The organism is Yoonia sp. 67-2, from assembly GCF_035117555.1.
Classification (GTDB): Bacteria; Pseudomonadota; Alphaproteobacteria; order Rhodobacterales; family Rhodobacteraceae; genus Yoonia.
Genome location: NZ_JAYKPK010000002.1, coordinates 322,401 through 349,322 on the forward strand (window position 1 = coordinate 322,401; position 26,922 = coordinate 349,322).

Sequence of the window (26,922 nt, forward strand, 5' to 3'; positions counted from 1 at the left end):
TTCAGCCCCCCTGCATCGGTGCCAGCACTTCGAGCCGGTCACCTGCGCTCAGCGGGGTTGCATCGCGCGCCGCCTTGGGAACGAACTGGCCGTTCAGCGCCGTCGCCACGCGCGCATCGTGCCAGCCCAGATCATCCAACGCGGCAGCAACCGTCGTGCCGGTGATCTCGCGCGCTTCACCATTCACCTCAATCCGCATGGACCAGATCCCCCTTGCTTCCATTGATCAGATAATCTGTCGCCTGCGCCGCCAGTGCCGGGGCCATCAGATAGCCATGGCGGAACAGCCCGTTCAGATGCAGCACCCGGCCTTTGGCAGTGACGCGCGGCACATTGTCAGGATAGGCCGGACGCAGATCGGCGCCGGTTTCCAGCAATTCCGCCTCAGCAAACCGCGGGTCAAGCGCATAGGCCGCCCCCAGCAACTCCAGCACCGCACGCGCTGTCACGCCGCGCCGGTCCGCGCTTTCGACCTGCGTGGCACCGAGCATGAACACCCCCTCTGCGCGCGGGACGATATACAGCGGATGGCGTGGATGCAGCAGGCGCAACGGGCGCGACAGTGTGATATCCGGGGCACGCAGCAACAGCATTTCGCCTCGCACAGCACGCAGATCCGGCAGCCCGGCCGCCATGCCGCGCGCGTCAATCACAGGGCCGCTGATCTCTTCCGGCACAACTGCGGACTTGGTGATCACCACACCCATCGTGGTCAGCGCGCGGGTCAGATCGGCCAAGGCACGGCGCGGGTCAAGATGGGATTCCTGCGCGAAGAACAGCGCTGTTTGATGTGCGGCAAGATCTGGTTCCAACGCGGACAGATCGTCGACGCGCACATGCCCCGTGGTGCGACGTGCAAAACGCGCCAGTTCACCCTGATCACGTTGCAATGCGATGACAAGCGAGCCGCGCTGCGTCACCTCCGTCACCTCCGCCCAAAAGGCGGCCGCCTTTGTACCATGGGCCACGATTGCCGGTTCGGCCACGGCCCCTTCACAGAAGGGGGCCAGCATGCCCCCGGCCCACCATGAACAGCCATGCGCGCCCGGTGCGCCATGCCGGTCAATTAATCGCGGAGTAAGCCCGGCCTTGCACAAGCTGTAAGCCGCGCAAAGCCCTGCCACACCCGCGCCGATCACCGTGACATCGGCCAACGGCGCGGGTTTCGCGCGTCTGATCTTGCTCTGAGCCACTGCCGCCCCCTTGTTGTGATACCAACACAGGAAGACGGATCGCTTGCGTCATGCGCAGCTGGTCACCGTTTCCTACGCCGGTATGATCCGGATCAGGTTCGATGGGTTAGCTTTCGCCTCTCAGCCCCAAACGGGGCACCCCAACGGTTGTGGGAAGGAGCCTAGGTCAATCAATTCGCGCTGGCAAGCGCCTTGATTGCACGACAGATTTGGTATGTGCGGATGGCAGCAGGCAATGGCCCAAGGCTGGGTTTATGCAACGGCATGTTTTCAATGCGAAGACGCGGATCGGCGATCCGGGCATATCTGGTCAGCCTCTACGCCGGATTGAACCGGCCAGCGCGGGTTTGTGCAGCGTCTGGTGACAGGCAAGCTGATGATCCTTACCTCATTGAAATATATACCTTTCCGAACATATCCTCGCCTGCGCGTGATGATCAGAGCTTGCAGATCGGCGTCACACCGACGGCCCGACACTTGCGGGCGGGGCCGTCCACGCACGTTTCTTACAGATCACCCGCCGCGTCAGGCCTGTCCTGCATGAATTGTCCGTGCCATTGTCGGGCTGCGCCGATATCGGCAGCATCGTGATGGTCGACGCGCCTGTTGCACACATCATCGCGGCGATGCGCTGACATCAGAACAGCCCTTGCGCGCGAAAGCTGATTTCACAGGATTTGCCGATGATCAGGTGATCATGCACGTTCATCCCCAATGCCTGCGCCGCGTCAGAGATCTGCCGCGTCATGCTGATATCCGCCTGCGATGGTGTCGGGTCACCGGAGGGGTGATTATGCACCAGAATCATCGAGGCGGCATTCAGTTCCAGCGCACGTTTCACCACCTCGCGCGGATAGACCGGCACGTGATCCAGCGTGCCTTTGGCCTGTTCTTCATCGGCGATCAGCACATTCTTGGTGTCCAGAAACAGGATGCGGAATTGTTCGGTGTCGCGATGCGCCATGACAGTATGGCAATAATTCAGCAAAGCATCCCAGCTGGACACGACATGGCGCTGCATCACCTTTGCACGGGCGAGCCTATGTGCTGCCGCCTCGACAACCTTCAATTCGAGCGCGACGGCGGGTCCGGCCCCCGGCACCTTGCTGATTTGGGTGACACTGGCCGACAGCACCCGGTTGAAATCGCCAAAATGGTCGATCAAGGCGCGCGCAAGCGGTTTCACATCCTGTCGTGGGATCGCGCGGAACAGCACCAGTTCCAGCAATTCGTAATCTGGCACCGCCGCCTGTCCGCCCGCCAGAAACCTGTCGCGCAGCCGTTTGCGGTGATCGCGCAGATAGGATGGCAGTTTCGTCGCCATCGGTGGCACGAGATCTGTGTCAGGAAACAAGGAGCGTGATTCGGCAAAATGGGTCATAGCCCATCATGCCGGATCACAGGTTACCGCAGGGTTAACTCTTCATAGAATCCCAGAAGGATTTGACGCTGTCAAAGAAACTGGACCCCTGCGGGTTGTTTTCCTCGCTCAGCCGGTCGAATTCTTTCAGGATTTCGCGCTGCCGCGCTGTCAGTTTGACAGGGGTTTCGACGGCCAGTTCGATCATCATATCGCCGCTGCCACCACCGCGCAGCGCGGGCATGCCTTTGCCGCGCAGGCGCATCTGACGGCCTGATTGCGACCCTTCGGGCACTTTCACGCGGCTACGGCCACCGTCGATGGTTGGCACTTCGATTTCGCCACCCAAGGCCGCCTTCGCAATCGACACTGGCACGCGGCAAAACAGGTTCACACCTTCGCGTTCAAACAGCGCGTGGCTGTTCACCTCGATAAAGATATAAAGATCGCCCGCCGGGCCACCGCGCACGCCGGCTTCACCCTCACCGCTCAACCGGATACGGGTGCCGGTTTCGACGCCTGCGGGGATATTCACCGACAGCGACTTTTCCTTTTCGACGCGTCCCGCGCCGTGGCAGGTCTTGCAGGGGTTCTTGACGATCTGGCCCATGCCATTGCAGGTCGGGCAGGTGCGTTCGACGGTAAAGAAACCCTGCTGCGCGCGGACCTTGCCCATGCCGCTGCAGGTCGGGCAGGTCTGCGGTTCAGAGCCGCCTTCGGCACCGCTGCCCTGACAGGACCCGCAGGCGACAGCGGTGGTCACCGTGATCGTCTTTTGCAGCCCGGCAAAGGCATCTTCCAGATTGATGCGCAGGTTATAGCGCAGGTCGCTGCCGCGCTGTGGGCCGCTCCGCCGCCCGCCGCCGCGCCCGCCCATGAAATCCCCGAACAGATCGTCGAAGACATCGGAAAAGGCGCTAGCAAAGTCACCCTGCCCACCGGCACCGGGGCGCGGACCGCCACCACCACCCATGCCATTCTCAAACGCGGCATGACCGTAACGGTCATAAGCGGCTTTTTTATTGGGGTCTTTCAGAACTTCATACGCTTCGTTGGCTTCTTTGAACTGCGCTTCCGCCTTGGGATTGTCGGCGTTGCGGTCGGGGTGCAGTTCTTTGGCCTTTTGCCGATAGGCCTTTTTGATGGCATCTGCATCCGCCCCTTTGGCGATACCCAGCACATCGTAATAATCGCGTTTTGCCATGGTCAGTTTTCCCTTTGGGAACGGAAAAGACCGGCCCGGTATGGGGCCGGTCCATTTCCTGCGGACGTGCCGTTACTTGCGGCGCTTGTCGTCATCCAGATCTTCGAAATCTGCATCCAGAATATCGTCATCGGCGGCGGGCGCATCACGCTCGGCCTCACCTGATTCTTCCTGGCTGGCCTTGTAGATGGCTTCACCCAGTTTCATCGCGGATTCGGTGACGTTCTGAATGCCGGATTTGATCTTGTCGGGATTGTCACCCTCAAGCTCGTCTTTCAACGCGGCAATGGCCAGTTCGATCGCTTCGATTGTGGTTGGATCGACCTTATCGGCATGTTCTTCCATCGATTTTTCGGTCGAGTGGATCAAGCTTTCAGCCTGGTTTTTCGCTTCCACCAATTCGCGGCGGGCTTTGTCAGCCTCGGCATTGGCCTCAGCGTCTTTGACCATCGCTTCGATATCATCATCCGACAGACCGCCAGAGGCCTGGATCGTGATTTTCTGTTCTTTGCCGGTGCCTTTGTCCTTGGCGCCGACTTCAACGATGCCGTTGGCGTCGATGTCGAAGGTCACCTCGATCTGCGGCATGCCGCGCGGTGCGGGCGGGATGTTTTCAAGGTTGAACTGGCCCAACATTTTGTTGTCGGCGGCCATTTCACGTTCGCCCTGGAACACACGCAAAGTCACGGCATTCTGGTTGTCTTCGGCGGTCGAAAAGACCTGAGACTTCTTCGTCGGGATCGTCGTGTTGCGGTCGATCAGGCGGGTGAAGACACCACCCAGAGTCTCGATGCCCAAAGACAGCGGTGTGACGTCGAGCAGGACCACATCCTTCACATCGCCTTGCAGAACACCGGCCTGAATGGCGGCACCCATGGCAACGACCTCATCGGGGTTCACGCCCTGATGTGGTTCTTTGCCAAAGAATTTGGCAACTTCTTCTTTCACTTTTGGCATGCGGGTCATACCACCGACCAACACGACTTCGTCGATGTCGGATGTGGACAGGCCAGCATCCTTGATCGCAGCCTGACAAGGCTTCAGCGAGGCCTTGATCAGATCGCCAACAAGGCTTTCCAGCTTGGCGCGGGTCAGTTTCATGACCATGTGCAAAGGCTGGCCGTTCGAGCCCATCGAGATGAAGGGCTGGTTGATTTCGGTGCTGGAGGACGAGGACAATTCGATCTTGGCCTTTTCAGCCGCTTCTTTCAGCCGCTGCAGCGCCATCTTGTCCTTGGTCAGATCGACCGAGTTTTCCTTTTTGAACTCATCCGCCAGATAATTGACGATCCGCATGTCGAAATCTTCACCGCCAAGGAATGTATCCCCGTTGGTGGATTTTACTTCGAACAGGCCATCATCGATTTCCAGAATGGTCACGTCGAAAGTACCGCCACCAAGGTCATAGACCGCGATGGTTTTGCTTTCTTTCTTGTCGAGACCATAGGCCAGCGCCGCAGCTGTCGGTTCGTTGATGATGCGCAGCACTTCCAACCCGGCGATCTTGCCCGCGTCTTTGGTGGCCTGACGCTGGGCGTCATTGAAATAGGCAGGCACGGTGATGACGGCTTGCGTCACTTCTTCGCCAAGATAGCTTTCGGCGGTTTCTTTCATCTTGCCAAGAATGAAGGCAGAGATCTGGCTGGGCGAATATTTCTCACCACGTGCCTGCACCCATGCATCGCCATTGCCGCCATCGACAACGGTGAACGGCATGTTCTTTTTGTCTTTGGCAAGGTCGCTGTCGTCAAAACGACGCCCGATCAGGCGCTTGACGGCGAAAATTGTGTTTTCCGGGTTGGTTACGGCCTGACGCTTGGCGGGCTGGCCGACAAGACGTTCGTCATCCGTGAATGCAACGATAGACGGCGTTGTGCGCGCGCCTTCGGCGTTTTCGATCACGCGGGGTTTAGACCCGTCCATGATCGCAATACAAGAGTTGGTCGTCCCAAGGTCGATACCAATCACTTTGGCCATTTTTCAAATCCCTCTACTTTAGGCGGTTTGAGCAGCGCGAACCCGTTTCGGCACCCGCGCCAGGTTACATGGTGCTGACAAGACATGCAGTCTGGCCAACGATCCACGAGTATATAGGGGCAGCAAATGCGGGCTGCAACCGCCTGCACCGGCGCGGAACAAAGAAATCAGGCAGATTTTTTCGCCTGCGTCATGCAATCTCACCGGACCGCGCAAGGCAGAACCACGCGGATGCTACCTGCTGGCGAACCAACTGACCGAAACGCTTTTGCGGGTGTAGAACTCTCCCATCAGCCCAATCATGATAAGCGTCAGCGACAGATAGATCGGATAGCTGATCGATGTGACATGCGGGTTATAGTTCAGAAATACGAACCCCCGCGTTTGGTCGATGATGTGAAACAGGGGGTTCCAGTCGAAGATCGACACCATGGTCGCGGGCAGCGTATTGACCACGAACATCTTGCCCGAGGCGATCATGTTGATCCGGATGTACATGGAACGGATCAGCCCGGCCAGATCGGGAATCCACGGATTCAGCGCCAGAAACAACATGCCCACCGCGACACCGGAAAACCATGAAAGCAGCAGCATGCCGAAAGCACCGACCGGATTATGGATGGTGATCGGTGTGATCGCGATGTGATAGACTGACAAAATGATCATCATCGTCAGCACCTGCTGATACAGCGTCGATACCGCGGCTGAAATGATGCCGATGATCGTATTCATCGGCGCGTGCTGCATCATGGCGGCGACCGGGCTGCCGCCACCCGCCACGGATGAGACGGTTTTGATATGGGTCATGAACATGAAGATGCCGGACATGACAAAGAGCAGAAAATCACCCCGGATCGGCGATGATTTGACACCCAACAGCATGAACATCACCAGAAAGGCGATGATCATGACAAGGCTTTGGACCATTGTCAGAACCAGACCGATCACCGCATTGCGATGACTGCTGCGCAGATTCCGCACGATGGAGTGATAAATCACCTCCGCCATGGCAAAGAGCGTGCGGGCCTTGGTTTTGGTATCGGGGGCGCGAAACATGCAGGACCTATCAAAAACGAAGCTTGATCACCTTTATCGGATCAAAACCTTGCCGGACGCTTAACAGCAAATCATAACGCAGTGAACATGTCACTTTTTACATAAGGCTGGCCGATGAATTTTGAACGATTAACCCTTGTTATGCGCGAAACGGCCCTGCTGGCCGGGGATGCGATCATGCAGATCTATGCTGCGGATGATTTTGACGTGCGCGCCAAAAGCGACAACAGCCCGGTCACCGCCGCGGATGAGGCGGCTGATGCCTTGATCTCCGCCGCCCTGCGCACAGCCTTTCCCGACATCGCCCTTGTCACCGAAGAACAGGCCGCGTCGCATGACATACAGGCCAGCACGTTTTTTATCGTCGACCCGCTTGATGGCACCAAGGAATTCGTCCAGCGGCGTGGTGATTTCACGGTGAATATCGCCTATGTCGTGGACGGTATGCCGGTGCGTGGCATCGTTTACGCGCCAGCGCGCGACCGCTTGTTCTACACTGATGCCTCTGGCCAGTCGGTGGAAGAGGCGGGACCTTTCGCAAAAGACAAGGTCGGTGCGCTGACGGCCATTTCCGTCTCTGAGCCGGATAATCAAGCGCTGATGGTGGTGGCCTCCAAATCCCACCGCGATCAGGCAACTGATGATTACATCAGCAAATATCAGGTCCGCGACATGACCAGCGCCGGGTCATCGTTGAAATTTTGTCTGGTCGCGACCGGCGAGGCGGATCTTTACCCCCGTCTTGGGCGCACGATGGAATGGGATACTGCAGCGGGCCATGCCGTGCTGACTGGGGCCGGTGGGCGGGTGGTGCGGTTCGACAACCATGCGCCGTTAACCTACGGGAAACCGGGCTATGATAATCCGTTCTTTATTGCCGCGGCACCCGGCGTTGTTTTGGAATCCGCCTGATGTCTGTCATTATCGTTATTCCCGCGCGCTATGCTTCGACCCGCTATCCGGGTAAACCGCTGGTCCAGCTGACCGGCGCGACAGGCGTCAGGAAAAGCCTGATCCGGCGATCCTGGGATGCTGCCTTGGCGGTCGAAGGTGTCGACCGGGTTGTGGTGGCCACCGATGATATACGGATTTCCGATGCTGCCACTGCCTTTGGGGCAGAGGTGGTGATGACATCCCCCACCTGCGCCAATGGCACCGAACGCTGTGCCGAAGCCGTAGATAACCTGAATGGCGACTATGACATCATCGTCAATCTGCAAGGCGATGCGCCGCTGACCCCGGCCTGGTTCATCAGCGATCTGGTGGCGGGGCTGCGTGCCAATCCGCAAGCCGATGTCGCAACGCCGGTGTTGCGCACCGAAGGGCGGATGTTATCCGCCCTGTTGCAAGATCGACGCGAAGGGAGGGTCGGCGGCACGACTGCGGTATTCGGCGCCGATCACAACGCGCTGTATTTCTCGAAAGAGGTGATTCCTTTCACCGGCCGCAGCTATGACGCCACGGATATGACCCCGGTTTTCCATCATGTCGGCGTCTATGCCTACCGGCCCGCCGCCCTGCGCGCCTATGCCGGTTGGCCGCAAGGCGTGCTGGAAACCCTTGAAGGTCTGGAACAATTGCGTTTTCTTGAACGGGCGGTGCCCATGCTCTGCGTTGAAGTGGCTGCGCAGGGCCGTGAATTCTGGGAACTGAACAACCCCGAAGATGTTAATCGTATCGAAGCCATGCTATCTGCGATGGGGCAGGAATAAGGGTTTCGGCATCGGATTGCTGGCCTTTTGACTTAATCTGGCCTTCTTGGCGAAATAGAGCATATTGCGGCAAACGCATATAAAGGTTGAACAGACAGATGAAACGTAAAGTCACAAAGGCGATTTTCCCGGTTGCGGGCATGGGCACACGGTTTTTGCCTGCCACAAAATCTGTCCCCAAAGAGATCATGACTTTGGTTGACCGACCCCTGATCCAATATGCGATCGACGAAGCCCGTGCCGCCGGGATCGAGGACTTCATTTTCGTGACCTCACGCGGGAAATCCGCGTTGGAAGATTACTTTGATCTCGCCCCTGATCTCGAAAACGCCCTGCGCAAATCCGGCAAGACAGAGCTTTTGCAGGTTCTGCGCGACACCAATATGGACAGCGGCGCGATTGCCTATGTCCGCCAACACAAGGCGCTGGGCCTCGGCCATGCCGTGGCCTGTGCGGCCAAGCTGATTCATGACGAACCCTTTGCCGTGATCCTGCCGGACGATCTGGTCGCTGCGGAAAAACCCTGCCTGCAACAGATGGTTGAGGCCTATCAGGACACCGGCGGTTGCATGGTCGCCACAATGGAAGTGACGCCCGCGCAAACAGCTTCTTATGGTGTTCTGGACGTTCTGAATGAAAACGGAAAAATCGTTCAGGTCAAAGGCATGGTCGAAAAACCCGCCGCAGGAACCGCCCCGTCCAATCTTGCCGTGATCGGGCGCTATATCCTGACACCGCGCATCTTGCAGAACCTTGATAAGGTCCAACGCGGCGCCGGGGGCGAGATTCAGCTGACCGATGCCATCGCCTATGAAATGACCGAAGGGCGCGATGTCTTCGGCTATCGGTTCGATGGGCAACGCTATGATTGCGGCTCCAAGGCTGGGTTCCTGCAGGCGACTGTCGCCTTTGCCTTGGCGCGCGATGATCTACGGGACGAATTGTCGGCCTTTCTGGAAGATCTGCACACCAAGCGACAGGCGATGCAGTAACGCATCACCCAAGGTTCTGACCAATGGCCTTTGGCGATTTGTGGATGGCGTATCGCATGCGCTGGAAACGGCGGCGGTTCCTGTATCGGGTCTGGCGCAAACGGCGGCAGATCACGCCGTTGCACGACCGGACCAGGCAGATCACTGACGATATGGTGCTGTGCTTCGCGACGATCCGCAATGAAATGGCACGTCTGCCATTCTTTCTGCACCATTATCGCAAGCTCGGCATCGGCCATTTCCTGATTGTGGACAATGCCAGCGACGATGGAACCACCGATTATCTGGCCGCGCAGCCTGATGTTTCACTCTGGACGACGCGGCACAGCTATCGGTTGTCGCGCTTCGGGATGGACTGGCTCGGTTGGTTGCACTGGCAATATGGTCATGGCCACTGGTGCCTGACCGTCGATGCTGACGAATTGCTGACCTATCCCTATGCCGACAGCCGCAGCCTGAGCGATCTGACCCAGCATCTGGATCAACAGAATGTGGCCTCCTTCGGGGCCATCATGCTGGACATGTATCCCAAAGGCCCGATTTCGCAGGCGCGCCATGATCCGGCGACCGATCCTTTGCAGGTGCTGTGCTGGTTCGATCCGGCCAATTACCGCGAAAAGATTCATCCGGTCTACCAGAACCTCTGGGTGCAGGGCGGCGTGCGCGACCGGGTATTCTTTGCCGATCAACCACAGCGCGCACCCACGTTAAGCAAAGTGCCACTGGTCCGCTGGCACTGGCGCTATGTCTACGTCAGTTCAACCCATCAGATGCTGCCGCGCAAGCTGAACCACGTCTTTGACCGCGCACAGGACAAGCGCGTGACCGGCGTTCTACTGCACACCAAATTTCTACCCGATATCATGCCCAAATCGGCCGAGGAAATCACACGTCGCCAGCATTTCGAAAACAGCGATCTTTACACCACCTACCATCAGAAATTGTCCGACGGGCCGGATCTCTGGTGCGACACATCCTGCCGCTATGACGGGTGGAAGCAATTGACGGCGCTGGGCTTGATGTCCAAAAGTGACTGGGTGTGATGCGAGTAGAACGATGGGTTTCGGTGAGGCAGTTATAGTTTGGGGTTTTTGACGTCATACCAGCTACGCTGGCAACGCAAACAATGGAAACTGCGCGCGCTCGCCAAGGGGCGCGAGCTGAAGGCCGTGCAGGACCGGACGCAGCAGATTGACCCGGATGCGATCCTGCTGTTCTGCACTCTGCGCAACGAAGACCAGCGCCTGCCCTATTTCCTCAAATATTACCGCGATCTGGGCATCGATCATTTCCTGATGGTCGATAATAACAGCGACGATGGCGGTGCTGAATTTCTTGCTGCCCAGCCGGATGTCTCCCTCTGGCACACAAAGGCAGGCTATGCTGCATCCCGCTTTGGCGTCGATTGGCTGACCTATCTGCAACATAAACACGCGCATGGGCATTGGGCGCTGACCGTGGATGTGGATGAATTTCTGGTTTACCCGTTCTGCGACACCCGCCCGATCCGTGCGCTGGCCGATTGGCTGGATGCGTCAGAGGTCCGGTCCTTCGGCGCGATGCTGTTGGATATGTATCCCAAAGGCCCGGTCGGCGCGCAACCTTACCGCCGCGGCGATGACCCATTCCAGATCGCAAGCTGGTTTGACGCGGGCAATTACATCATGACCCGCAATGACCAGCTGCGAAACCTGTGGATTCAGGGCGGCCCGCGCGCGCGGATGTTCTTTGCCAACAAACCCCGGCAGGCCCCGGCATTGAACAAGATCCCTTTCGTGAAATGGCAGCGCCCTTATGTCTATGTCAGCTCGACCCATATGATGCTGCCGCGCGGGCTGAACCTTGTCTATGATCAGCAGGGCGGGGAAAAAACCTCGGGCGTGTTGCTGCATGCCAAATTCATCGACACGTTCAGCGCCCGCGCCTCGGAAGAGGCGGCGCGGGCCGAACATTTCGCCAAAGGGATCGAATATAAATCCTATGCCGCCCATCACGACGATGACCCCGATTTTTGGTGCCGATGGAGCGAGCAATATATCAATTGGCGCCAGCTTGAAGTCTTGGGTCTGATGTCAAAAGGCAACTGGGCATGACGCTGGGTGTGGTCATGCTGGTGCATACCGCGCTCGACCGGGCCGAGCAGGTGATCCGGCACTGGGCCGGTGCGGGCTGTCCGGTTGTGGTCCATATCGACAAAAATGTCGGGCAGGCGGCGCATGACCGCTTTGTCGCTGGGCTTGCCGATCTGGACAGTGTCAGCTTCAGCCCACGATTCCGCTGCGAATGGGGCATGTGGGGGCTGATTGCCGCGTCGCAGGCAGCCGCGGCGCAATTGCTTGTGCGCCATCCCGATGTCGCGCATGCCTATCTTGCCTCTGGCGCTTGTCTGCCGTTGCGCCCGATTGCGGAATTGCAAACCTATCTGGATGGACACCCCGACACCGATTTCATCGAAAGCGTGACCACCAGCGATGTGCCCTGGACGATCGGCGGGCTCGACAGTGAACGGTTCACGCTGCGGTTTCCGTTCTCATGGAAACGCCAGCGCCGCCTGTTCGATGCGTTTGTGGAGATGCAGCGGCTGACCGGGCGGCAACGGCGGGTGCCTGACGGTATTGTCCCGCATCTTGGGTCGCAATGGTGGTGCCTGACACGGCTGACGCTGACAGCGATCCTCGAAGACCCGCGCAGGCCGGAATTCGATACTTATTTCCGCCGGGTCTGGATTCCCGATGAATGCTATTACCAGACGCTGGCCCGCCGCCATGCGCGGCGGATCGAAAGCCGGTCCCTGACGCTGTCGAAATTCGACTACCAAGGCAAACCGCATATTTTCTATGATGATCATGCAGAGCTTTTGGCGCGGTCGGGCTGCTTTGTCGCGCGCAAGATCTGGCCCAAGGCCGATGCGCTGTATCGGCGATTTCCACAGCCTGCCACAATCTTTGACGCGCAGCAGGACCCTGAGACCAGCATTATTGACCGCATTTTTGCACAAGCCGTTGACCGACGTTCCAACGGGCGGCGCGGGCTTTACATGCAAAGCCGGTTTCCGTTCATGGATCGCGAAAACGGATTTACCGCTGCGCGCTATACCGCGTTGCAAGGGTTTGACGCTGTGATCCCCGATTTTACCGATTGGCTGACGCGGCAAACCGGGGTGGTCGTGCATGGGCATCTGTTCGGCCCCGACAAGGCGCATTTCGCGGATGGCGCGGCGGTCTATCGGGGCGGCCTGTCTGCCCATCCGCGCCTGCGCGATTACAATTGCCGGATGTTCCTGACCAATCTGATCTGGAACGGGCGAGATCAGCAACAATGTTTCCAGTTCGGACCCGCTGATAATCAACAGATCAAATGGATGCTGACAAAAGACACGCAGGCCAGCGTCTGGGTGGTCACCGGGGCCTGGGCCTTGTCGCTTTTTCTGTCGGGACAATCCGCAAGCGAGGTTCGGGCCGAGGCTGCGCGCCTGCAACAGGTCGAAAACAAATTGCTCAAAACATTGCGCGCACCTGATGCACGGTCCCGCAGGTGCATCATGACGCTGGCAGAATTTCTGGACGATCCGGTCGATATCTTGCAGAATATCGTCGATGATATGGCTGGGCACCGGGCCGCGACATTGACCAAACTGCCGAAAATGGTTGATCTGACCGGCTTTGCACAATTTTTGCAGGACCTCAGAAATCAAGGCATGAACCCCTATCTGGCGGGTGACTTTGCCGTGGGTGACCGCAGCCCGAACCGCAGGCCCAATCTGCGCAAACCCTATATGATCGGCAGCAAATGACCCGGTTTGATTATTTCATCGTGCTCGCCGATATGCGCACCGGATCGAATTTTCTTGAATCAAACCTCAACGCGCTCGACGGCGTCACCTGCCATGGCGAGGCGTTCAACCCCGCTTTTGTCGGCTTTCCCAAGGTTGATCCTTTATTTGGCATCACATTGGAGGCGCGTGAAAAAGACCCCGCCAGCCTGATCACTGCGATCAAGACCGCCCCCGGTCTGGGTGGCTTCCGGTTCTTTCACGACCACGACAGCCGTGTGCTGGATATCTGCCTGCCCGATCCGCGCTGTGCCAAGGTGATCCTGACGCGCAATCCGCTGGACGCCTATGTCAGTCTGAAAATCGCCCGCGCGACAGGCCAATGGAAACTGACCAACGCGACCCATGCCAAGACGCAGCAGATCACCTTTGACGCGGATGAATTCGGGGTGCATCTGAAACAGACGCAGGATTTTCAACTGATGGTTCTGCGCCATCTGCAAACTACCGGACAATCGGCGTTCTACATCGGCTATGATGATCTTCAGGATCTGGATGTGCTGAACGGCCTGGCGACGTTTCTGGGGTCATCCGCGCGGCTGGCCAATCTGGACAAAAAGCTGAAGAAACAGAACCCCGAACCCATCACCAGCAAGGTCAGCAATCTGGACCAGATGGAAAATGCCTTGCGCGGGCTGGATCGTTTCGATCTGTCCCGGACCCCGAATTTTGAACCGCGCAAGGGGCCGGGCGTCCCTGGCTTCGTGGCCGCAGCGAAGACTGGTCTGCTTTATATGCCGCTGCGGTCAGGGCCGGAGCAGGCAGTGGCCGATTGGTTCACTGCATTGGATGGGGCCGCACCGGTCGGTGATTTTTCGCAAAAGTCGCTGCGGCAATGGCAGATTGACCATCCGATCAACCGGCGCTTTACCGTGTTGCGCCATCCTGTGGCACGCGCCCATGCTGCGTTCTGCGACCGCATATTGACGAGCGGTCCGGGCAGCTTTCCCCGGCTGCGCGACTCGCTGCGCAAGGTGCATAAACTGCCGATTCCGGCGGTGCCGCCCGATCTTGATCAGCCATCCAGCTATGATGCAGCCGCACATCGCACCGCATTTCTGGCGTTTCTCGCCTTCCTGCGCAACAATCTGGCGGGTCAGACCAGCATCCGGGTCGATGCTGCCTGGGCCAGCCAGTTGACCCTGTTGCAAGGCATGGCGCAATTCGCCCTGCCGGATGCGGTGCTGCGCGAAGAGGATCTGGCGCGCGATCTGCCGGGTCTGGCCGCTCAAGTCGGCAGACAGACCTCACCAATGCCACAGGTCACGCCGCATCGGCATCAGCCTTGGCTGACCGCGATTTATGATCCGATGATCGAGGCGGCAGCGTGCGACGCCTATGCGCGCGATTATGACAGTTTCGGGTTTTCCGACTGGCGTTAGGCCGCTTGCGACGATTCCAGCGCGGTCAGGATGGTGAACAAGGTGACCGGGTCACTGTTCGCACGCAATTTGGCGCAGACTGCGGGGTTGCGGAAGGTCCGCGACACCAGCGCCAGCGCCTTGAGGTGTTCGACACCGGCACTTTCCGGGGCGATCAGCGCGAAAACCAGATCAACAGGTTGGCGGTCCACCGCATCGAAATTCAGCGGCTTTTCGAGGCGCAGGAAAATCCCCTTGACCCCATCCACGCCAGCAAGGCGCGCATGGGGCAGGGCAACGCCCATCCCGACCCCGGTCGGGCCAAGATTTTCGCGTTCGTTCAACGCCTCGATCACCGAGGATGGTTTCAGGCCATAACAGTTTTCGGCCATTTCACCGACATCGTGAAAAAGACGCTTTTTGCTGGTGCAGGAGGCAATCGTCTTGACGGCGTCGGGCTGCAAGATCTGACTAAGCTGCATCATGCGTCTTTCTTCTACTTTCCCGGGTCACCCCGCAGCGCGCGGGTCGATCCAACCGATGTTGCCGTCATCCCGGCGATACACGACATTCACGCCGCTGTGCTTTTCGTTCCTGAAAACCAAAACCGGCGCATTCGCGATTTCCATCTGCATCACGGCTTCGCCCACGGAAAGCGATGGGATTTTGGTTTCCATCTCGGCAATGATCATTGCGTTGACGGTATCCTGTTCCGCTTCTTCAGACTCGTCCTTCGGTTCGAGGATATAGGACCCGGCATCCGAAAGTTCAACCGGGTGTGATCGCCCGGCATGGTGGTCCTTCAGGCGGCGTTTGTAGCGGCGCAATTGCTTGTCCATCTTTTCGCCGCTGCTGTCAAAAGCGGCATAGATTTCAGTTGCCTTGCCCGTGGCCTGGGCGGTCAGACCGGTGGAGAGATGCACGACCGCTTCGCAGACAAATTCATGTGCGGATTTGGAAAAGACAATATACGCCTCGGTCGGGCGACCGGCGTATTTGCTCAGGATGGCATCCATTTCCGTGCGGACATGGGTTTGCAGGGCTTCACCAATATCGATCTGTTTACCGCTGATTTGATACCGCATCATTTCTCCTAGGGTCTGGGGGCTCTATGTGGACCAGCAGCTGCGCCAGGGCCACAAAGGCCGCATCTTACAAGGTCAGTGAGATATGGCAGGTCATTGTATTCAATAAGATTTCCCCAGCAGGATGACCGCTGTATCAGCATCTCTGCGGGGAGTGAACAATGGTCCGCCATGTCTTGAGTTGGCGACAAAACCGGGCAGGTTGTCAATGATCCTGTCATAAGACTGTCAAAAGAATCAGTTCACGCGAAAGTTGTTGCCCAGATAAACCCGGCGGACATTTTCGTCCTTTATCACGTCCTGTGTCGTCCCGCTCATCAACACTTTGCCATCGTGTAAAATATAAGCCCGGTCGACGATTTGCAGCGTTTCCTGCACATTGTGATCCGTGATCAGCACGCCGATGCCACGGTTCTTCAGATCCGCGACAAGGTGGCGGATTTCCGCCACAGCAATCGGGTCCACCCCGGCAAAAGGTTCGTCCAGCAGCACGTATTTCGGTCCGGCAGCAAGACAGCGGGCAATTTCAACCCGGCGTCTTTCGCCGCCCGACAGCGCCATGGCCGAGGCGCGACGCAGATGTTCGATGGAAAATTCCGCCAGCAGCGTTTCCAGCCGTTCGCGCCGGTGATGCCGGTCCTTTTCGGTGATTTCCAGAATCGACATGATATTGTCTTCGACATTCATGCCCCGAAAAATCGACATTTCTTGCGGAAGATAGCCGATGCCGAGCTGCGCGCGCCGATACATCGGCAAGGTTGTCACATCGCGCCCGTCGATAATGACCTTGCCGCCTTCGGGCGTAACCAGACCGGCGATGGCGTAAAAACAGGTGGTCTTGCCTGACCCGTTCGGACCCAGCAGCGCCACAACCTCGCCTCGGCCCAAGCTGATGCTGACATCGCGGATCACCGGGCGTTTGCGATAGCTTTTGCGCAGGCTGATGATCTGCAGCCCGGCATCGCCTGCTTGAACGGTCAGATTGGGAGGCGTCATCAGTTTTCGCCCTGTTGCAGCACGGTGCGTACGCGGCCTTGCATGGTCGCTGTACCGTCGGTGACATTAACCAACATGCTTTGCGCGGAAATCGCGCTATCGCCTTGGGTCAGCAGCACATCGCCATCCAATCTCAGCATCCCTGTCGCGACATTGTAATCGGCAGTCTCTGCCTCTGCCGCATCGGCGGCGGTCACGATTGTTACCCCGCCCGTTGCGACCAGCCGGTCAATCTGGCTGGTGTCAGCGCCATAAACCACTTCGACCCGCGGGGCCGACAGGCGCATGTCGCCCTGGCTGATCACAACCTCGCCTTCAAAGACGGCAGTGCCATTGTCCTGATCAACCGACAGCGCGTCTGCCGTCACTTCTATGGCAGCATCTGTATCAACGGCCATGCCGCCAAGATTCACATTGGTCTGCGCGCTGGTTGTCGTAGCAAGCGCAACAAAAAAGGCTGTGCAAATGGCGATTGATCGGAACATCTTGCGGCAATCCTTTGTGGCGACCCGGTTAATCTTGTGGTTGGTATATCAGCCGGACGCCCCCGGTGAACAGCATCTGTTGACCTCTATTGCTGCCATCTGCCCGAAATGTCACCTGCCCGGCGGTCAGATTCCCCATTGGTGCGCGGATTTCCACAAATCCGTCCGACATCGCCGTGCCATTATCGATCATGACCGTCATCGCACTGGTTTCCATGACATATCCGGTCGATGTATTGAGCCGCACAAGACCGGTAAACCGCGCGCTGCGCACCCGTCCGTCAAGCTCGCCTGTCACGCCTGTCATCTCCAGCCTGCTGCCGTCTGGATTATCCATGCGGACCCGCAAATCGGTGACGCTGGCCGCGTCTGGCCGTTCTTCTGCCGGCCGCGCGCTGCGGGCAGAGACGACCACCACAGCCCCGGTGTCGGTGATGCCCGAAAATTCCGGTGCTGTCATCTGTTGGTCACGCGCGAGATCTGCAACCTGCGCCATGGGGATATCGGTGGCATCTGACGGGTTGCGCGCAAATAAGAACAGCGTCGATAGCAGCGCGATAGCGCAAAGCGGCAGCAGGATCTTGGCCCAGCCCACCCATTGCGAATAAAGATTGTCAGCGCCGAACATGGCTAGACGATACCGGCGCGCAGGCAGTCGTGGATATGCAAAATGCCGGTGACCTGCCCCGGATTGGCAGGGTCTAGCGCAAACAGACAGGTAATCTTGCGGGTATTCATGACAGCGACAGCCTCTTCTGCCAGCGCATGGGGTGAGATCGTTGTGGGGTGCGGTGTCATCACCTCGCCCGCTGTGTGATCCAGCAACCCCTGCATGTGGCGGCGCAAATCGCCATCGGTGACGATCCCTGCCAAAGCATTATTGTGGTCAAGGACCGCTGCAACGCCAAAGCCCTTTTGGCTGATGATCAACAGCACATCCGACATCGGCGTGTCCAGATGCACGATCGGGATAGCGTCCCCGCGGTGCATGAGATCGGCGACCTTTGACAGGCGCGCGCCCAGCTTGCCACCGGGGTGAAAGTCGCGGAAGTTTTCGGGTGTAAAGGCGCGGTGTTCCATCAGCGCGATGGCCAGCGCATCACCCAAGGCCAAGGTCATCGTGGTCGAAACGGTCGGAACAACGCCGGTGCCACAAGCCTCGCCCAGTTGTGGCAGGATGATGCCGACATCGGCCTGCTGGATCAGCGTGCTGTCGGCGCGGCTGGCCACCCCGATCATCGGAATGGCAAAACGTCGGGTATAGGCAACGAGATCGGCCAGTTCCGGGGTTTCGCCGGAGTTGGACAGGACCAGCACCGCATCGCCACGCCGCATCATCCCCAGATCGCCATGGCTGGCCTCTGCCGGATGAACAAAATGCGCCGGCGTGCCGGTGCTGGCAAAGGTGGCGGCGATCTTACGCGCGATATGGCCGGATTTGCCCATGCCGGAAACGATCACCCGGCCCTTGGCCGCCAGTAACAGTTCGACCGCATCGGCAAAGCTTTGATCCAGCGTTTGTGCAAGTTGCTGTAACGCCGCGGCCTCTTGTCCGATGACGCGGCGGGCGATGGCAAGGAAGGGGACAGGATCAGCCATCAATGCGCAAAAATATCATTATCGGGCCAACCGTTAAGGTCCAGCGCCGCCCGTGTGGGCAGAAAGTCAAAGCAGCGTTGTGCCAATTCTGTCCTATCCTCGCGCGCCAGAAGCACATCAAACGCTGATTTCAGCTGGTGCAGATACAGGACATCCGAGGCGGCATAATCCAGCTGTGCCTTACTCAGTTTCGGCGCGCCCCAATCGCTTTGCTGCTGGTGTTTGGAGATATCGACGCCCAGCATATCCTGCACCAACACCTTCAGCCCATGCCGGTCAGTATAGGTCCGCACGAGCTTTGAGACGATTTTAGTACAATAGACCGGCCTGGTGACAACCCCAAAGGCGTTCAGCAAAGCGGCAATATCGAACCGGCCAAAGTGGAACAATTTAAGCACATCGGGATCGGTCAACATCGCGCAGAGGTTCGGCGCACCTGCCTGACCTTTGCTGACCTGCACCAGATGGCAATCACCATCGCCGCCTGACATCTGGATCAGGCACAGCCGGTCCCGGTGCGGGTTCAGGCCCATGGTCTCACAATCGATCGCGACGATTGGCCCAAGGTCCAGCCCATCGGGCAGGTCGTTGTGATACAGATGATTGGCCATTTACAGTCCTATCGGATCATTTCACCTCTTCAGATACGGGTTACCATTGCGATGCTCAAGCCTGCTTGACCAAAGGCAGCGGCGCACCTCCCATCGTCACCGGGCGATTGGCATGACGTCGCAGCCATATTTCAAATTCATTGGGGGGCATCGGGCGGGCAAACCCATAGCCTTGGCCGATGATGCAGCCTCTGTCGGACAGGTGCTGTGCCTGACCTTTTTCTTCAATGCCTTCGGCAATAACGTGCAGGCCAAGTTCGGCGGCCAGCGCAAGGATGGCACGGACCACACTGTCGGCACCGTGGTCGGGTAAAGGGGCCACCAGCGATCGGTCAAGTTTGATACCTGACAGCGGCAATTGTGTCAGCCTGCACAACGACGCATAGCCTGTGCCAAAATCATCCAGTTCCAGCGCAATGCCACATTCGGCCAGCGTATCGATATTGATCGCGGTCATGTCATCGGCACCGGCGATCAATGTCGTTTCAAGAACCTCAATAATCACCTGATCCGCCGCAAGCCCCGACCGGCGCAGCCCCAGCAGAAATCGTTCGATCAGATGCGGGTCCGCTATCGTGTCAGGTGCGGCATTGAGCGAAATAAGCGGATGCCAGATTTGCGAGCGTTGCCATCCCTTTGCGTAGGTCATTGCGGATGACCAGATCGCATGATCCATCTCGATCATCATGCCGGCGCGTTCCGCCACAGGCAGAAATCTGTCAGGGGTCAGCAAACCGCGGGTCGGATGGCGCCATCTGGCCAGCACTTCAACTCCGTGCAGGGCGCCGTCGGTCAGCCGCACCTGTGGCTGAAACCATGGTTCCAATTCACCGTTGCGGATCGCCGCAGGCAGATCCAGTTGCAGCCGCTGCAATTGGCCTGCGTTTTCGCGCAAGGCGGGGGTAAAGTGTCGGGCTCTGTTGCCCCCATCGGTTTTTGCGACCTGCATGGCCATGGCTGCGTCCGCCAGAATGGCCAAAGGATCGCTTTGGTCATTGTCGAGCACGAGATAACCGATACTGGCCGTGACTTTCATATCTCTGCCCAGCACGCTGATCCCGCCGGACAGAGACGATTTCACCCGCTGTACGATATCTGCGGGTGGTTCATCGGTCAGCATTGCAAATTCGTCGCCATCGATCCGGGCAACAATCTGGCCCTCATCGACGCAGGCGCTCAGGGCCCGGCTAACCGCCACCAGCACATGATCGCCCAGTTCATGCCCGGCGGAATCGTTGATCGATTTGAATCCGTCCAGGCCGATGAACAGCAAGCACTGGCCGGTCAGTTTTCTCTGTGCCACCTGATCTCTCATCAAGCTTACCAGATGCCGGCGGTTTGGTAGCCCGGTTAGAGCATCATGGTTCGACAGATGGGAAAGCTGCTTGCTCAAATGTTCCAGTTCTTGCTTTGCATCCAGCAGGCTGGTCGCCTGATTGCGCAAGGCCTGCATCTGCCTTCGCAAGCCAAGATGGGTGGGCAGAAAAATCATTGCCGCCTGAACCAGCAGGACCAGACCCGCAATCAGCAGATCCGCCCATTGCAGTTTGCGTAGAAAGGCAATGTCCTCGGCGCTATGCGCCGCGCTGCTGCTGGCGATGATTTGCTGGTTGATCGCATGCATCGCGACAAACAGGGCAAGTACGAAAGCCAACACGGCGACATGGAAAAGCCAAAGCCTGTCGGGGTTGATCCGGCTCAGACTCGCCTTTACGCGCCATGAAATCTGTCGAAGAAGCAACATGCAGCGATTCTCACAATTCATCTGCATCACACTGCACGCGATAGATTAAGACAGCGTTTAGCGCGTTGGCTGGTCGTCAAATCACATCGCTTGCATCAGGTCCCCGCATCTGCGGGTGAATTCATCGCGCACCTGCTTTGGCGCGCGCAGCCGGATGGGCAACGTCTCGAGCAGGGCAGTGTCTTGTTTGCCGAAAAACCTGTCGGCTTCTGGCCGGGTGAAACCAGCGATCTGCACCGCCTCCAGCCAGGCAGATAGTTTATCGGCCTTTTTGATCTGACGCTTGATCTGAACCGGCAATTGCGCAGGCAGCCCGAACCGCAGATGGATCGCTGCCGTCAATCGGTCATCCAACGCGCCATAGCTGGGGCCGATTGCAGATTTGACCGGGCTGATCATGTCGCCGATCACATATTCGGGCGCGTCATGCAGCAAAGCGGCCAGATGCCATTTCACCGGTGCTTTGGGATTCTGGCGGATGAAAATATCAGTCACCAACAGCGAATGTTCCGCGACGGAATAGGCAAAATCGCCCTTGGTCTGCCCGTTCCATCGCGCGACAAAGGCCAAACCATGCGCGATATCGCTGATTTCGATATCCATCGGCGTGGGGTCAAGCAGGTCAAGCCTGCGGCCCGACAACATTCGCTGCCATGCTCTTGGTTGCTTCATTGCCAACACGCCTTAACTGTTTGTTCAGTGTTCTGCATAATACGTGGCTTTGGATTGTGGCAAGCCGGTCGCGATGGTAAGGAACGCCAACCTGTTTTAGATAGAGAGAACCTGCATGTCGCTGGATTACATCGTTAAGGATATCGCCCTCGCCGCCTATGGCCGCAAGGAGCTGGATATTGCCGAAACCGAAATGCCGGGCCTGATGGCGCTGCGCGAAGAATATGGCGCGGCCAAGCCTTTGGCGGGGGCACGGATCGTTGGATCGCTGCATATGACGATTCAGACCGCCGTGCTGATCGAGACGCTGAATGCTTTGGGTGCCGATGTGCGCTGGGCGTCGTGCAATATCTTTTCGACCCAAGACCATGCGGCCGCGGCGATTGCCGAAGGTGGTACGCCAGTTTTCGCGATCAAAGGGCAAAGCCTTGAAGAACATTGGGATTATCTGGACCGGTCATTCCAGTTCCCCGAAGGTGCGAACATGATCCTCGACGATGGTGGCGATGCGACGCTTTACGTCCTGCTGGGCGCACGCGCCGAAGCGGGCGAAGACATCATCCCGGTGCCTGAATCCGAGGAAGAAGTTGTCATCAAAGCCCAGATCAAGAAACGCATGGCGCAAAGCCCCGGCTGGTTCACCAAGACCCGCGATGCGATCAAAGGCGTGTCAGAGGAAACCACCACCGGCGTGCATCGCCTTTATGATCTGCACAAGAAAGGCCTGCTGCCTTTCCCTGCGATCAACGTGAACGATTCTGTCACCAAGTCGAAGTTTGACAACAAATATGGCTGCAAGGAATCTTTGGTCGACGGTATTCGCCGTGCGACTGACACGATGATGGCGGGCAAGGTCGCCGTGGTCTGCGGTTACGGCGATGTGGGCAAAGGCTCGGCTGCGTCGCTGCAAGGTGCCGGTGCGCGCGTCAAAGTGACCGAGGTTGATCCGATCTGCGCATTGCAGGCCGCGATGGACGGGTTCGAGGTGGTGCTGCTGGAAGACGTGCTGGACAGCGCCGACATTTTCATCACCACCACCGGCAACCGCGATGTCATCCGGATCGAGCATATGCGCGAGATGAAGGATATGGCAATTGTGGGCAATATCGGCCATTTCGACAACGAAATTCAGGTTGCCGCGTTGAAAAACCACAAATGGACCAATATCAAAGAACAGGTCGATATGATCGAGATGCCATCTGGCAACCGCCTGATCCTGTTGTCCGAAGGGCGTCTGCTGAACCTTGGCAATGCGACCGGCCACCCGTCTTTCGTGATGTCGGCCTCCTTCACCAATCAGGTGCTGGCGCAGATCGAATTGTGGACCAAGGGCGAAGACTACCAGCCCGGCGTTTACATTCTGCCCAAGGCGTTGGACGAAAAAGTCGCACGTCTGCATCTGAAACGGATCGGCGTGAAACTGACAGAATTGCGCAAGGATCAGGCGGATTACATCGGCGTCACCGTCGATGGTCCCTTCAAGCCGGAACATTACCGCTACTGATATTGCCTGCAACAGGTTGCAGGTCACAGGGCCGCTATCCGCAAGGATGGCGGCTTTTTTCTTTGCGGATATACTTTGCTGGCATAACCTTGAACGAGCGCATGATGTGAAGCGCTGAGTGCAACATGAATCAGGAACGATGTGATGGGTAAAAGAGACGATTTGATCGCGCGCTACGCCGATGACCTCAGGACCAAATGTGGCATGACGCCTGATATGGACCTGCTGACCAAAGTGACGATCGGCTGCGGCCCGTCCATCTATAACGCCGATTCTGCGACCATCGCAGCAACCCAACCTGGTGAGGTTGAAACGGTCAAAAACAACTTTCTGATCAAGAAACTGGGTCTGAAAGACAGCCCGGAACTGGATGCCGCGATCAAGGCCGTGATGACCACCTATGGCCAATCAGAGCGGAACAAATACCGCGCGGTGGTCTATTACATGCTGACAAAGCATTTCGGAAAAGATGCCGTTTACGCCTGAACGCATGTATTTGCATCAAATTGCGGGCAGTTCGGATTTGGTCCGGGCGGTCCGACGTGATACTTTCAGGGCAAGGCCAGTATGGCCCGGACCTGATATTTCGATTGCGTGTGGTGGCTTGGGGACACGCGGGGTGAAAGAGGGTTCGGCGCTTGCCGGGCCCTCTTTTGCAGGTTGTCATCGTAAGAACAGTGCCCGTGGCAGAGTCGGAGCCTCCGGCGGGGATACTCAAGCTCGGAAGATGATGCAGGTCATGCCAAATGGCAGGCCGATCAGCTTTCTGTTTCGCCCAAGACGCAGACGAACTGCCATTCCTCTGCCGTCACTGGCTGGACCGAAAGCCGCGCGCTTTTGACCAGCGCCATCTCTTGCAGGCGGGGATCAGCCTTGATCTGCGCCAAGGTAACGGGTTTCACGAAAGGGCGCACGGCCTTCACATCGACGCAATCCCAGCGCGGGTCATCTGTTGTGCTGTCGGGGTGGCTCTCGGCGCAAACCTCGACGATGCCCACAATCTCCAGCCCGCTACGGGAATGGTAAAAGAACCCCAGATCACCTTTTTTCATCGCCCGCATGTTGTTGCGGGCCTGATAATTGCGCACGCCATGCCATTCTTCACCCGCCTCGCCTTTGACGACCTGATCATCCCAGCCCCAGACATCGGGTTCGGATTTGAACAGCCAATAGGCCATCAGCCGATCACCTTTTTCCACGCGCTGAGCGTGACGTCACCAAACAGCCCGGCCTTGGCATAAGGATCATTGGCCGCCCAATCCTCCGCTGCGGCCAGATCGGCAACCTCTAGCACGATCAGCGACCCGCACATCTGCCCGTCTTCATTGATCAGCGGTCCTGCGATTTCCACAACGCCGGTATCGGCAACATAGGCCAGATGTGCCTCGCGGTTGTCCATACGGACCTGCAGGGCATCGGGTTTGTCTTTGGCGATCAGGGCAAAACGCATCTATTCTTCTTTCAATGGGCGCGACAGCAGGGCATGCAGCGCGGTTTTCACATCATTCTGGCCCGTCGCCAGATCCGCCACAACGGTACATATCGGCAGGTCGATGTCCAGATCCCGCGCCAATTGCCGCAGCGCGCGGGCGGTTGCGGCACCTTCAACTGTGGTGCTGGTGTCAAATGGCTGGCCAGCCCCCAGAGCAAAGCCATAGCGGTAATTGCGCGACAGGTCGGATGTGCAGGTCAGGACCAGATCGCCCAAGCCGGAGAGGCCCGCCAATGTATCCGCCCGCCCGCCAAGCAGGGTCACCAGCCGCTGCATCTCGGTAAATCCGCGCGCGATCAGGGCGGCGCGCGCGCTGTCGCCAAGGCCCGCACCAATCGTCACACCTGCCGCAATCGCCATGACGTTTTTCAGCGCGCCACCCAGTTCCGCCCCGATGACATCGGTCGTGCGGTAAAGCCGCAGTACCGGCGTCGACAGGATTTGTTGCAGCATTGCGCCATAAAGATCATCCGCGCAGGCCAGCGTCAGCGCTGTCGGCAAACCGCGCGCGATATCGCCGGCAAAGCTCGGCCCGGTCAGGATCGCTGCTTGGGCATTGGGTACCATCCTGCTGATCGTGCTGGCAGGCCCCGTCATCTGATGCAGGTCGATCCCTTTGCAACAGGCGACCAGCGCCTTGCCCCCCAACCGCGCGCCATGTTCGGTCAAAAACGGAGCAAGCGCTTGGGCCGGGATCGTCAGCAGCACGGTGTCGCAGGCGAAAACAGGGTCTAAACTGGCGGATACTGCAATTTTTCCGGGCAAGCTCACCCCCGGCAGGCGCGGGTTTGTCCGCTGTTCCTGCATCTGTGCCACGGCTGCGGGATCGCGCGCCCAAAGCTGCACCTGCCTGCCATCCATCGCCAAGGCAACGCCCAAGGCTGTACCGAAAGCGCCGCCGCCAATGATGCCGATCTTCATGCCTTGGCCCCTTTTTTGCCCGACCCCAACATGGGCGCTGCGGATCTATCCAACGGCCAGCGGGGCCGGGCCGACAGGGTCAGATCATCGTGCTGGCCATGTGCCAGCAATTCCGACCCGGCATAGGCGATCATCGCCGCATTATCGGTGCAAAGGGCCAAGGGTGGCGCGATGAAATCAATCTCTAACGCGGCACAAAGCTGCATCAAACGCCCCCGGATCAGCTGGTTGGCCGCAACGCCGCCTGCGATGGCAAAGCTGGGTTTTGCGGGATTCATCGCCAGATAAATCGCCAGCGCACGCCGGGTCTTTTCGACCAGCACATCGGCGACAGCGGCTTGGAACGATGCGCTCAAATCCGCCTGATCCTGCTTGGTCAGCCCGCCCTTGGTCGCGACGACCGCATCCCGCGCGCGCAGCATCGCGGTTTTCAGCCCGGAAAAGGACATATCGCAACCCGGCTGGTTCAGCAAAGGACGCGGCAGATCGAAGGCTTTCGGATCGCCCGCCGTCCCTGCGGTTTCAACCGCAGGCCCGCCCGGTTGTGCCAGACCCAGAATGCGGGCTGTCTTGTCAAAGGCTTCGCCGGGGGCATCATCAATCGTGCCGCCCAAACGCTGATAGTCATCCGGCTCTGACACAATCAGAAACTGGCAATGCCCGCCGGACACCAACAGCATGAGATAGGGATAGGCCACCTGATCGGTCAGCCGCGGGGTCAGCGCATGACCGGCCAGATGGTTGACCCCGATGAGGGGCAGCCCGGTGGCCGCCGCCAACCCTTTAGCGCACATCACGCCCGACAACACACCGCCGATCAGCCCCGGCCCGGCAGTCACGGCGATGGCGTCAACCTGCACAAGGTCGAGCCCCGCCGTCGCCAAAGCCTCTTCCACGCAATGATCCAGCTTTTCGGCATGGGCGCGGGCCGCGACCTCTGGCACGACACCGCCGAAATCGGCGTGCAATGCGGTCTGGCCATAAACAATGGACGACAGCACATCATGCCCGCGCACCAGTGCGGCGGCGGTATCATCGCAGCTGCTTTCGATGCCAAGAATGGTCAGCGCGCGCGCCATGCATTGATCCTGTTGCGTGTTCGTCAAACGCAGGTAACACTGCACCA

29 protein-coding genes and 1 riboswitch are annotated in these 26,922 nt (G+C 58.4%); of the genes, 9 read left to right on the top strand and 20 right to left on the bottom strand.

Features of this window, described 5'->3' with window-relative positions; translation table 11 throughout:
* Nucleotide 1: 1 nt before the first annotated feature.
* From thiS to VOY09_RS04850, 7 genes are all read right to left on the bottom strand, one after another.
* Nucleotides 2–199, bottom strand: a complete 198-nt coding sequence (thiS, locus tag VOY09_RS04820) for a sulfur carrier protein ThiS (RefSeq protein ID WP_322893255.1) — start codon at nucleotides 197–199, stop codon at nucleotides 2–4.
* Complete coding sequence (locus VOY09_RS04825; RefSeq protein ID WP_322893256.1) at nucleotides 189–1,193, bottom strand: FAD-dependent oxidoreductase; 1,005 nt, start codon at nucleotides 1,191–1,193, stop codon at nucleotides 189–191. Before VOY09_RS04825 ends, thiS begins: the two co-directional genes overlap by 11 nt.
* A 52-nt stretch (nucleotides 1,194–1,245) precedes the next feature.
* Nucleotides 1,246–1,346, bottom strand: a riboswitch (TPP riboswitch).
* Between the two features lie 353 nt (nucleotides 1,347–1,699).
* Nucleotides 1,700–1,831 (bottom strand): hypothetical protein, encoded by a 132-nt coding sequence (locus VOY09_RS04830; protein ID WP_322893257.1) that lies wholly within the window; start codon nucleotides 1,829–1,831, stop codon nucleotides 1,700–1,702.
* The gene (radC, locus tag VOY09_RS04835) at nucleotides 1,831–2,574 is read right to left on the bottom strand and encodes a RadC family protein (protein ID WP_322893258.1); all 744 of its coding nucleotides are present in this window, start codon (nucleotides 2,572–2,574) and stop codon (nucleotides 1,831–1,833) included. Before radC ends, VOY09_RS04830 begins: the two co-directional genes overlap by 1 nt.
* 34 nt (nucleotides 2,575–2,608) lie before the next feature.
* Nucleotides 2,609–3,757, bottom strand: coding sequence for a molecular chaperone DnaJ (gene dnaJ / locus VOY09_RS04840; RefSeq protein WP_322893259.1), 1,149 nt, complete (start codon nucleotides 3,755–3,757; stop codon nucleotides 2,609–2,611).
* 72 nt (nucleotides 3,758–3,829) lie between these two features.
* Nucleotides 3,830–5,734, bottom strand: coding sequence for a molecular chaperone DnaK (gene dnaK / locus VOY09_RS04845; protein WP_322893260.1), 1,905 nt, complete (start codon nucleotides 5,732–5,734; stop codon nucleotides 3,830–3,832).
* 234 nt (nucleotides 5,735–5,968) lie between these two features.
* The gene (locus VOY09_RS04850; RefSeq protein ID WP_322893261.1) at nucleotides 5,969–6,790 is read right to left on the bottom strand and encodes an ABC transporter permease; all 822 of its coding nucleotides are present in this window, start codon (nucleotides 6,788–6,790) and stop codon (nucleotides 5,969–5,971) included.
* Between the two features lie 114 nt (nucleotides 6,791–6,904).
* Here VOY09_RS04850 and cysQ point away from each other — a divergent pair, with 114 nt between their 5' ends.
* From cysQ to VOY09_RS04885, 7 genes are all read left to right on the top strand, one after another.
* Nucleotides 6,905–7,702 carry a 3'(2'),5'-bisphosphate nucleotidase CysQ gene (gene cysQ, locus VOY09_RS04855; protein ID WP_322893262.1) on the top strand — a complete coding sequence of 266 codons (798 nt, stop codon included), beginning with the start codon at nucleotides 6,905–6,907 and terminating at the stop codon, nucleotides 7,700–7,702.
* Nucleotides 7,702–8,502, top strand: a complete 801-nt coding sequence (locus tag VOY09_RS04860; RefSeq protein WP_322893263.1) for a manno-octulosonate cytidylyltransferase — start codon at nucleotides 7,702–7,704, stop codon at nucleotides 8,500–8,502. The genes cysQ and VOY09_RS04860 overlap by 1 nt, the downstream gene beginning before the upstream one ends.
* Nucleotides 8,503–8,600: 98 nt before the next feature.
* Nucleotides 8,601–9,494: a UTP--glucose-1-phosphate uridylyltransferase GalU gene (gene galU, locus VOY09_RS04865; protein WP_322893264.1), complete on the top strand. Its 894-nt coding sequence runs from the start codon at nucleotides 8,601–8,603 to the stop codon at nucleotides 9,492–9,494.
* A 23-nt stretch (nucleotides 9,495–9,517) separates the two neighbouring features.
* Complete coding sequence (locus tag VOY09_RS04870; protein WP_322893265.1) at nucleotides 9,518–10,537, top strand: glycosyltransferase family 2 protein; 1,020 nt, start codon at nucleotides 9,518–9,520, stop codon at nucleotides 10,535–10,537.
* 39 nt (nucleotides 10,538–10,576) lie between these two features.
* Nucleotides 10,577–11,587, top strand: a complete 1,011-nt coding sequence (locus tag VOY09_RS04875; RefSeq protein ID WP_322893266.1) for a glycosyltransferase family 2 protein — start codon at nucleotides 10,577–10,579, stop codon at nucleotides 11,585–11,587.
* On the top strand, nucleotides 11,584–13,287 hold the full coding sequence (locus VOY09_RS04880) for a beta-1,6-N-acetylglucosaminyltransferase (protein WP_322893267.1): 1,704 nt from the start codon (nucleotides 11,584–11,586) through the stop codon (nucleotides 13,285–13,287). Before VOY09_RS04875 ends, VOY09_RS04880 begins: the two co-directional genes overlap by 4 nt.
* Nucleotides 13,284–14,708 (top strand): nodulation protein NodH, encoded by a 1,425-nt coding sequence (locus tag VOY09_RS04885; RefSeq protein WP_322893268.1) that lies wholly within the window; start codon nucleotides 13,284–13,286, stop codon nucleotides 14,706–14,708. The genes VOY09_RS04880 and VOY09_RS04885 overlap by 4 nt, the downstream gene beginning before the upstream one ends.
* Here VOY09_RS04885 and VOY09_RS04890 read toward each other — a convergent pair.
* The 9 genes from VOY09_RS04890 to VOY09_RS04930 all read right to left on the bottom strand — a co-directional run bounded on the left by VOY09_RS04890 (nucleotide 14,705) and on the right by VOY09_RS04930 (nucleotide 21,879).
* Nucleotides 14,705–15,169 (bottom strand): PTS sugar transporter subunit IIA, encoded by a 465-nt coding sequence (locus VOY09_RS04890; RefSeq protein WP_322893376.1) that lies wholly within the window; start codon nucleotides 15,167–15,169, stop codon nucleotides 14,705–14,707. The genes VOY09_RS04885 and VOY09_RS04890 overlap by 4 nt on opposite strands.
* A 27-nt stretch (nucleotides 15,170–15,196) precedes the next feature.
* A complete protein-coding gene (gene hpf / locus VOY09_RS04895) occupies nucleotides 15,197–15,772 on the bottom strand; it encodes a ribosome hibernation-promoting factor, HPF/YfiA family (RefSeq protein WP_322893269.1) in 576 nt (191 codons plus the stop codon).
* 237 nt (nucleotides 15,773–16,009) lie between these two features.
* Complete coding sequence (lptB, locus tag VOY09_RS04900) at nucleotides 16,010–16,768, bottom strand: LPS export ABC transporter ATP-binding protein (RefSeq protein WP_322893270.1); 759 nt, start codon at nucleotides 16,766–16,768, stop codon at nucleotides 16,010–16,012.
* Nucleotides 16,768–17,253: a lipopolysaccharide transport periplasmic protein LptA gene (gene lptA / locus VOY09_RS04905; RefSeq protein WP_322893271.1), complete on the bottom strand. Its 486-nt coding sequence runs from the start codon at nucleotides 17,251–17,253 to the stop codon at nucleotides 16,768–16,770. Before lptA ends, lptB begins: the two co-directional genes overlap by 1 nt.
* Before the next feature lie 28 nt (nucleotides 17,254–17,281).
* Nucleotides 17,282–17,881 carry an LPS export ABC transporter periplasmic protein LptC gene (lptC, locus tag VOY09_RS04910; RefSeq protein ID WP_322893272.1) on the bottom strand — a complete coding sequence of 200 codons (600 nt, stop codon included), beginning with the start codon at nucleotides 17,879–17,881 and terminating at the stop codon, nucleotides 17,282–17,284.
* Between the two features lie 2 nt (nucleotides 17,882–17,883).
* Nucleotides 17,884–18,852, bottom strand: a complete 969-nt coding sequence (locus VOY09_RS04915) for a KpsF/GutQ family sugar-phosphate isomerase (protein WP_322893273.1) — start codon at nucleotides 18,850–18,852, stop codon at nucleotides 17,884–17,886.
* Nucleotides 18,852–19,463: a ribonuclease D gene (locus tag VOY09_RS04920; RefSeq protein ID WP_322893274.1), complete on the bottom strand. Its 612-nt coding sequence runs from the start codon at nucleotides 19,461–19,463 to the stop codon at nucleotides 18,852–18,854. The genes VOY09_RS04915 and VOY09_RS04920 overlap by 1 nt, the downstream gene beginning before the upstream one ends.
* A gap of 55 nt (nucleotides 19,464–19,518) precedes the next feature.
* Nucleotides 19,519–21,207, bottom strand: a complete 1,689-nt coding sequence (locus VOY09_RS04925; RefSeq protein ID WP_322893275.1) for a bifunctional diguanylate cyclase/phosphodiesterase — start codon at nucleotides 21,205–21,207, stop codon at nucleotides 19,519–19,521.
* 81 nt (nucleotides 21,208–21,288) lie between these two features.
* Nucleotides 21,289–21,879 carry an HD family hydrolase gene (locus VOY09_RS04930; RefSeq protein WP_322893276.1) on the bottom strand — a complete coding sequence of 197 codons (591 nt, stop codon included), beginning with the start codon at nucleotides 21,877–21,879 and terminating at the stop codon, nucleotides 21,289–21,291.
* Nucleotides 21,880–21,994: 115 nt separating this feature from the next.
* Here VOY09_RS04930 and ahcY point away from each other — a divergent pair, with 115 nt between their 5' ends.
* On the top strand, nucleotides 21,995–23,383 hold the full coding sequence (ahcY, locus tag VOY09_RS04935; protein ID WP_322893277.1) for an adenosylhomocysteinase: 1,389 nt from the start codon (nucleotides 21,995–21,997) through the stop codon (nucleotides 23,381–23,383).
* Between the two features lie 144 nt (nucleotides 23,384–23,527).
* Complete coding sequence (locus VOY09_RS04940) at nucleotides 23,528–23,869, top strand: DUF2853 family protein (protein ID WP_322893278.1); 342 nt, start codon at nucleotides 23,528–23,530, stop codon at nucleotides 23,867–23,869.
* 272 nt (nucleotides 23,870–24,141) lie between these two features.
* On the opposite strand, the gene VOY09_RS04945 is transcribed toward VOY09_RS04940, so the two are convergent.
* The 4 genes from VOY09_RS04945 to tsaD are packed head-to-tail and all read right to left on the bottom strand — an operon-like array spanning nucleotide 24,142 to nucleotide 26,875.
* The gene (locus VOY09_RS04945; RefSeq protein ID WP_322893279.1) at nucleotides 24,142–24,561 is read right to left on the bottom strand and encodes an EVE domain-containing protein; all 420 of its coding nucleotides are present in this window, start codon (nucleotides 24,559–24,561) and stop codon (nucleotides 24,142–24,144) included.
* Nucleotides 24,561–24,833, bottom strand: a complete 273-nt coding sequence (locus tag VOY09_RS04950; protein WP_322893280.1) for a YciI family protein — start codon at nucleotides 24,831–24,833, stop codon at nucleotides 24,561–24,563. The genes VOY09_RS04945 and VOY09_RS04950 overlap by 1 nt, the downstream gene beginning before the upstream one ends.
* Entirely contained in the window at nucleotides 24,834–25,796 is a 963-nt protein-coding gene (locus VOY09_RS04955; protein WP_322893281.1) for an NAD(P)H-dependent glycerol-3-phosphate dehydrogenase, read from the bottom strand.
* Nucleotides 25,793–26,875, bottom strand: coding sequence for a tRNA (adenosine(37)-N6)-threonylcarbamoyltransferase complex transferase subunit TsaD (gene tsaD / locus VOY09_RS04960; protein ID WP_322893282.1), 1,083 nt, complete (start codon nucleotides 26,873–26,875; stop codon nucleotides 25,793–25,795). Before tsaD ends, VOY09_RS04955 begins: the two co-directional genes overlap by 4 nt.
* Between the last annotated feature and the right edge of the window lie 47 nt (nucleotides 26,876–26,922).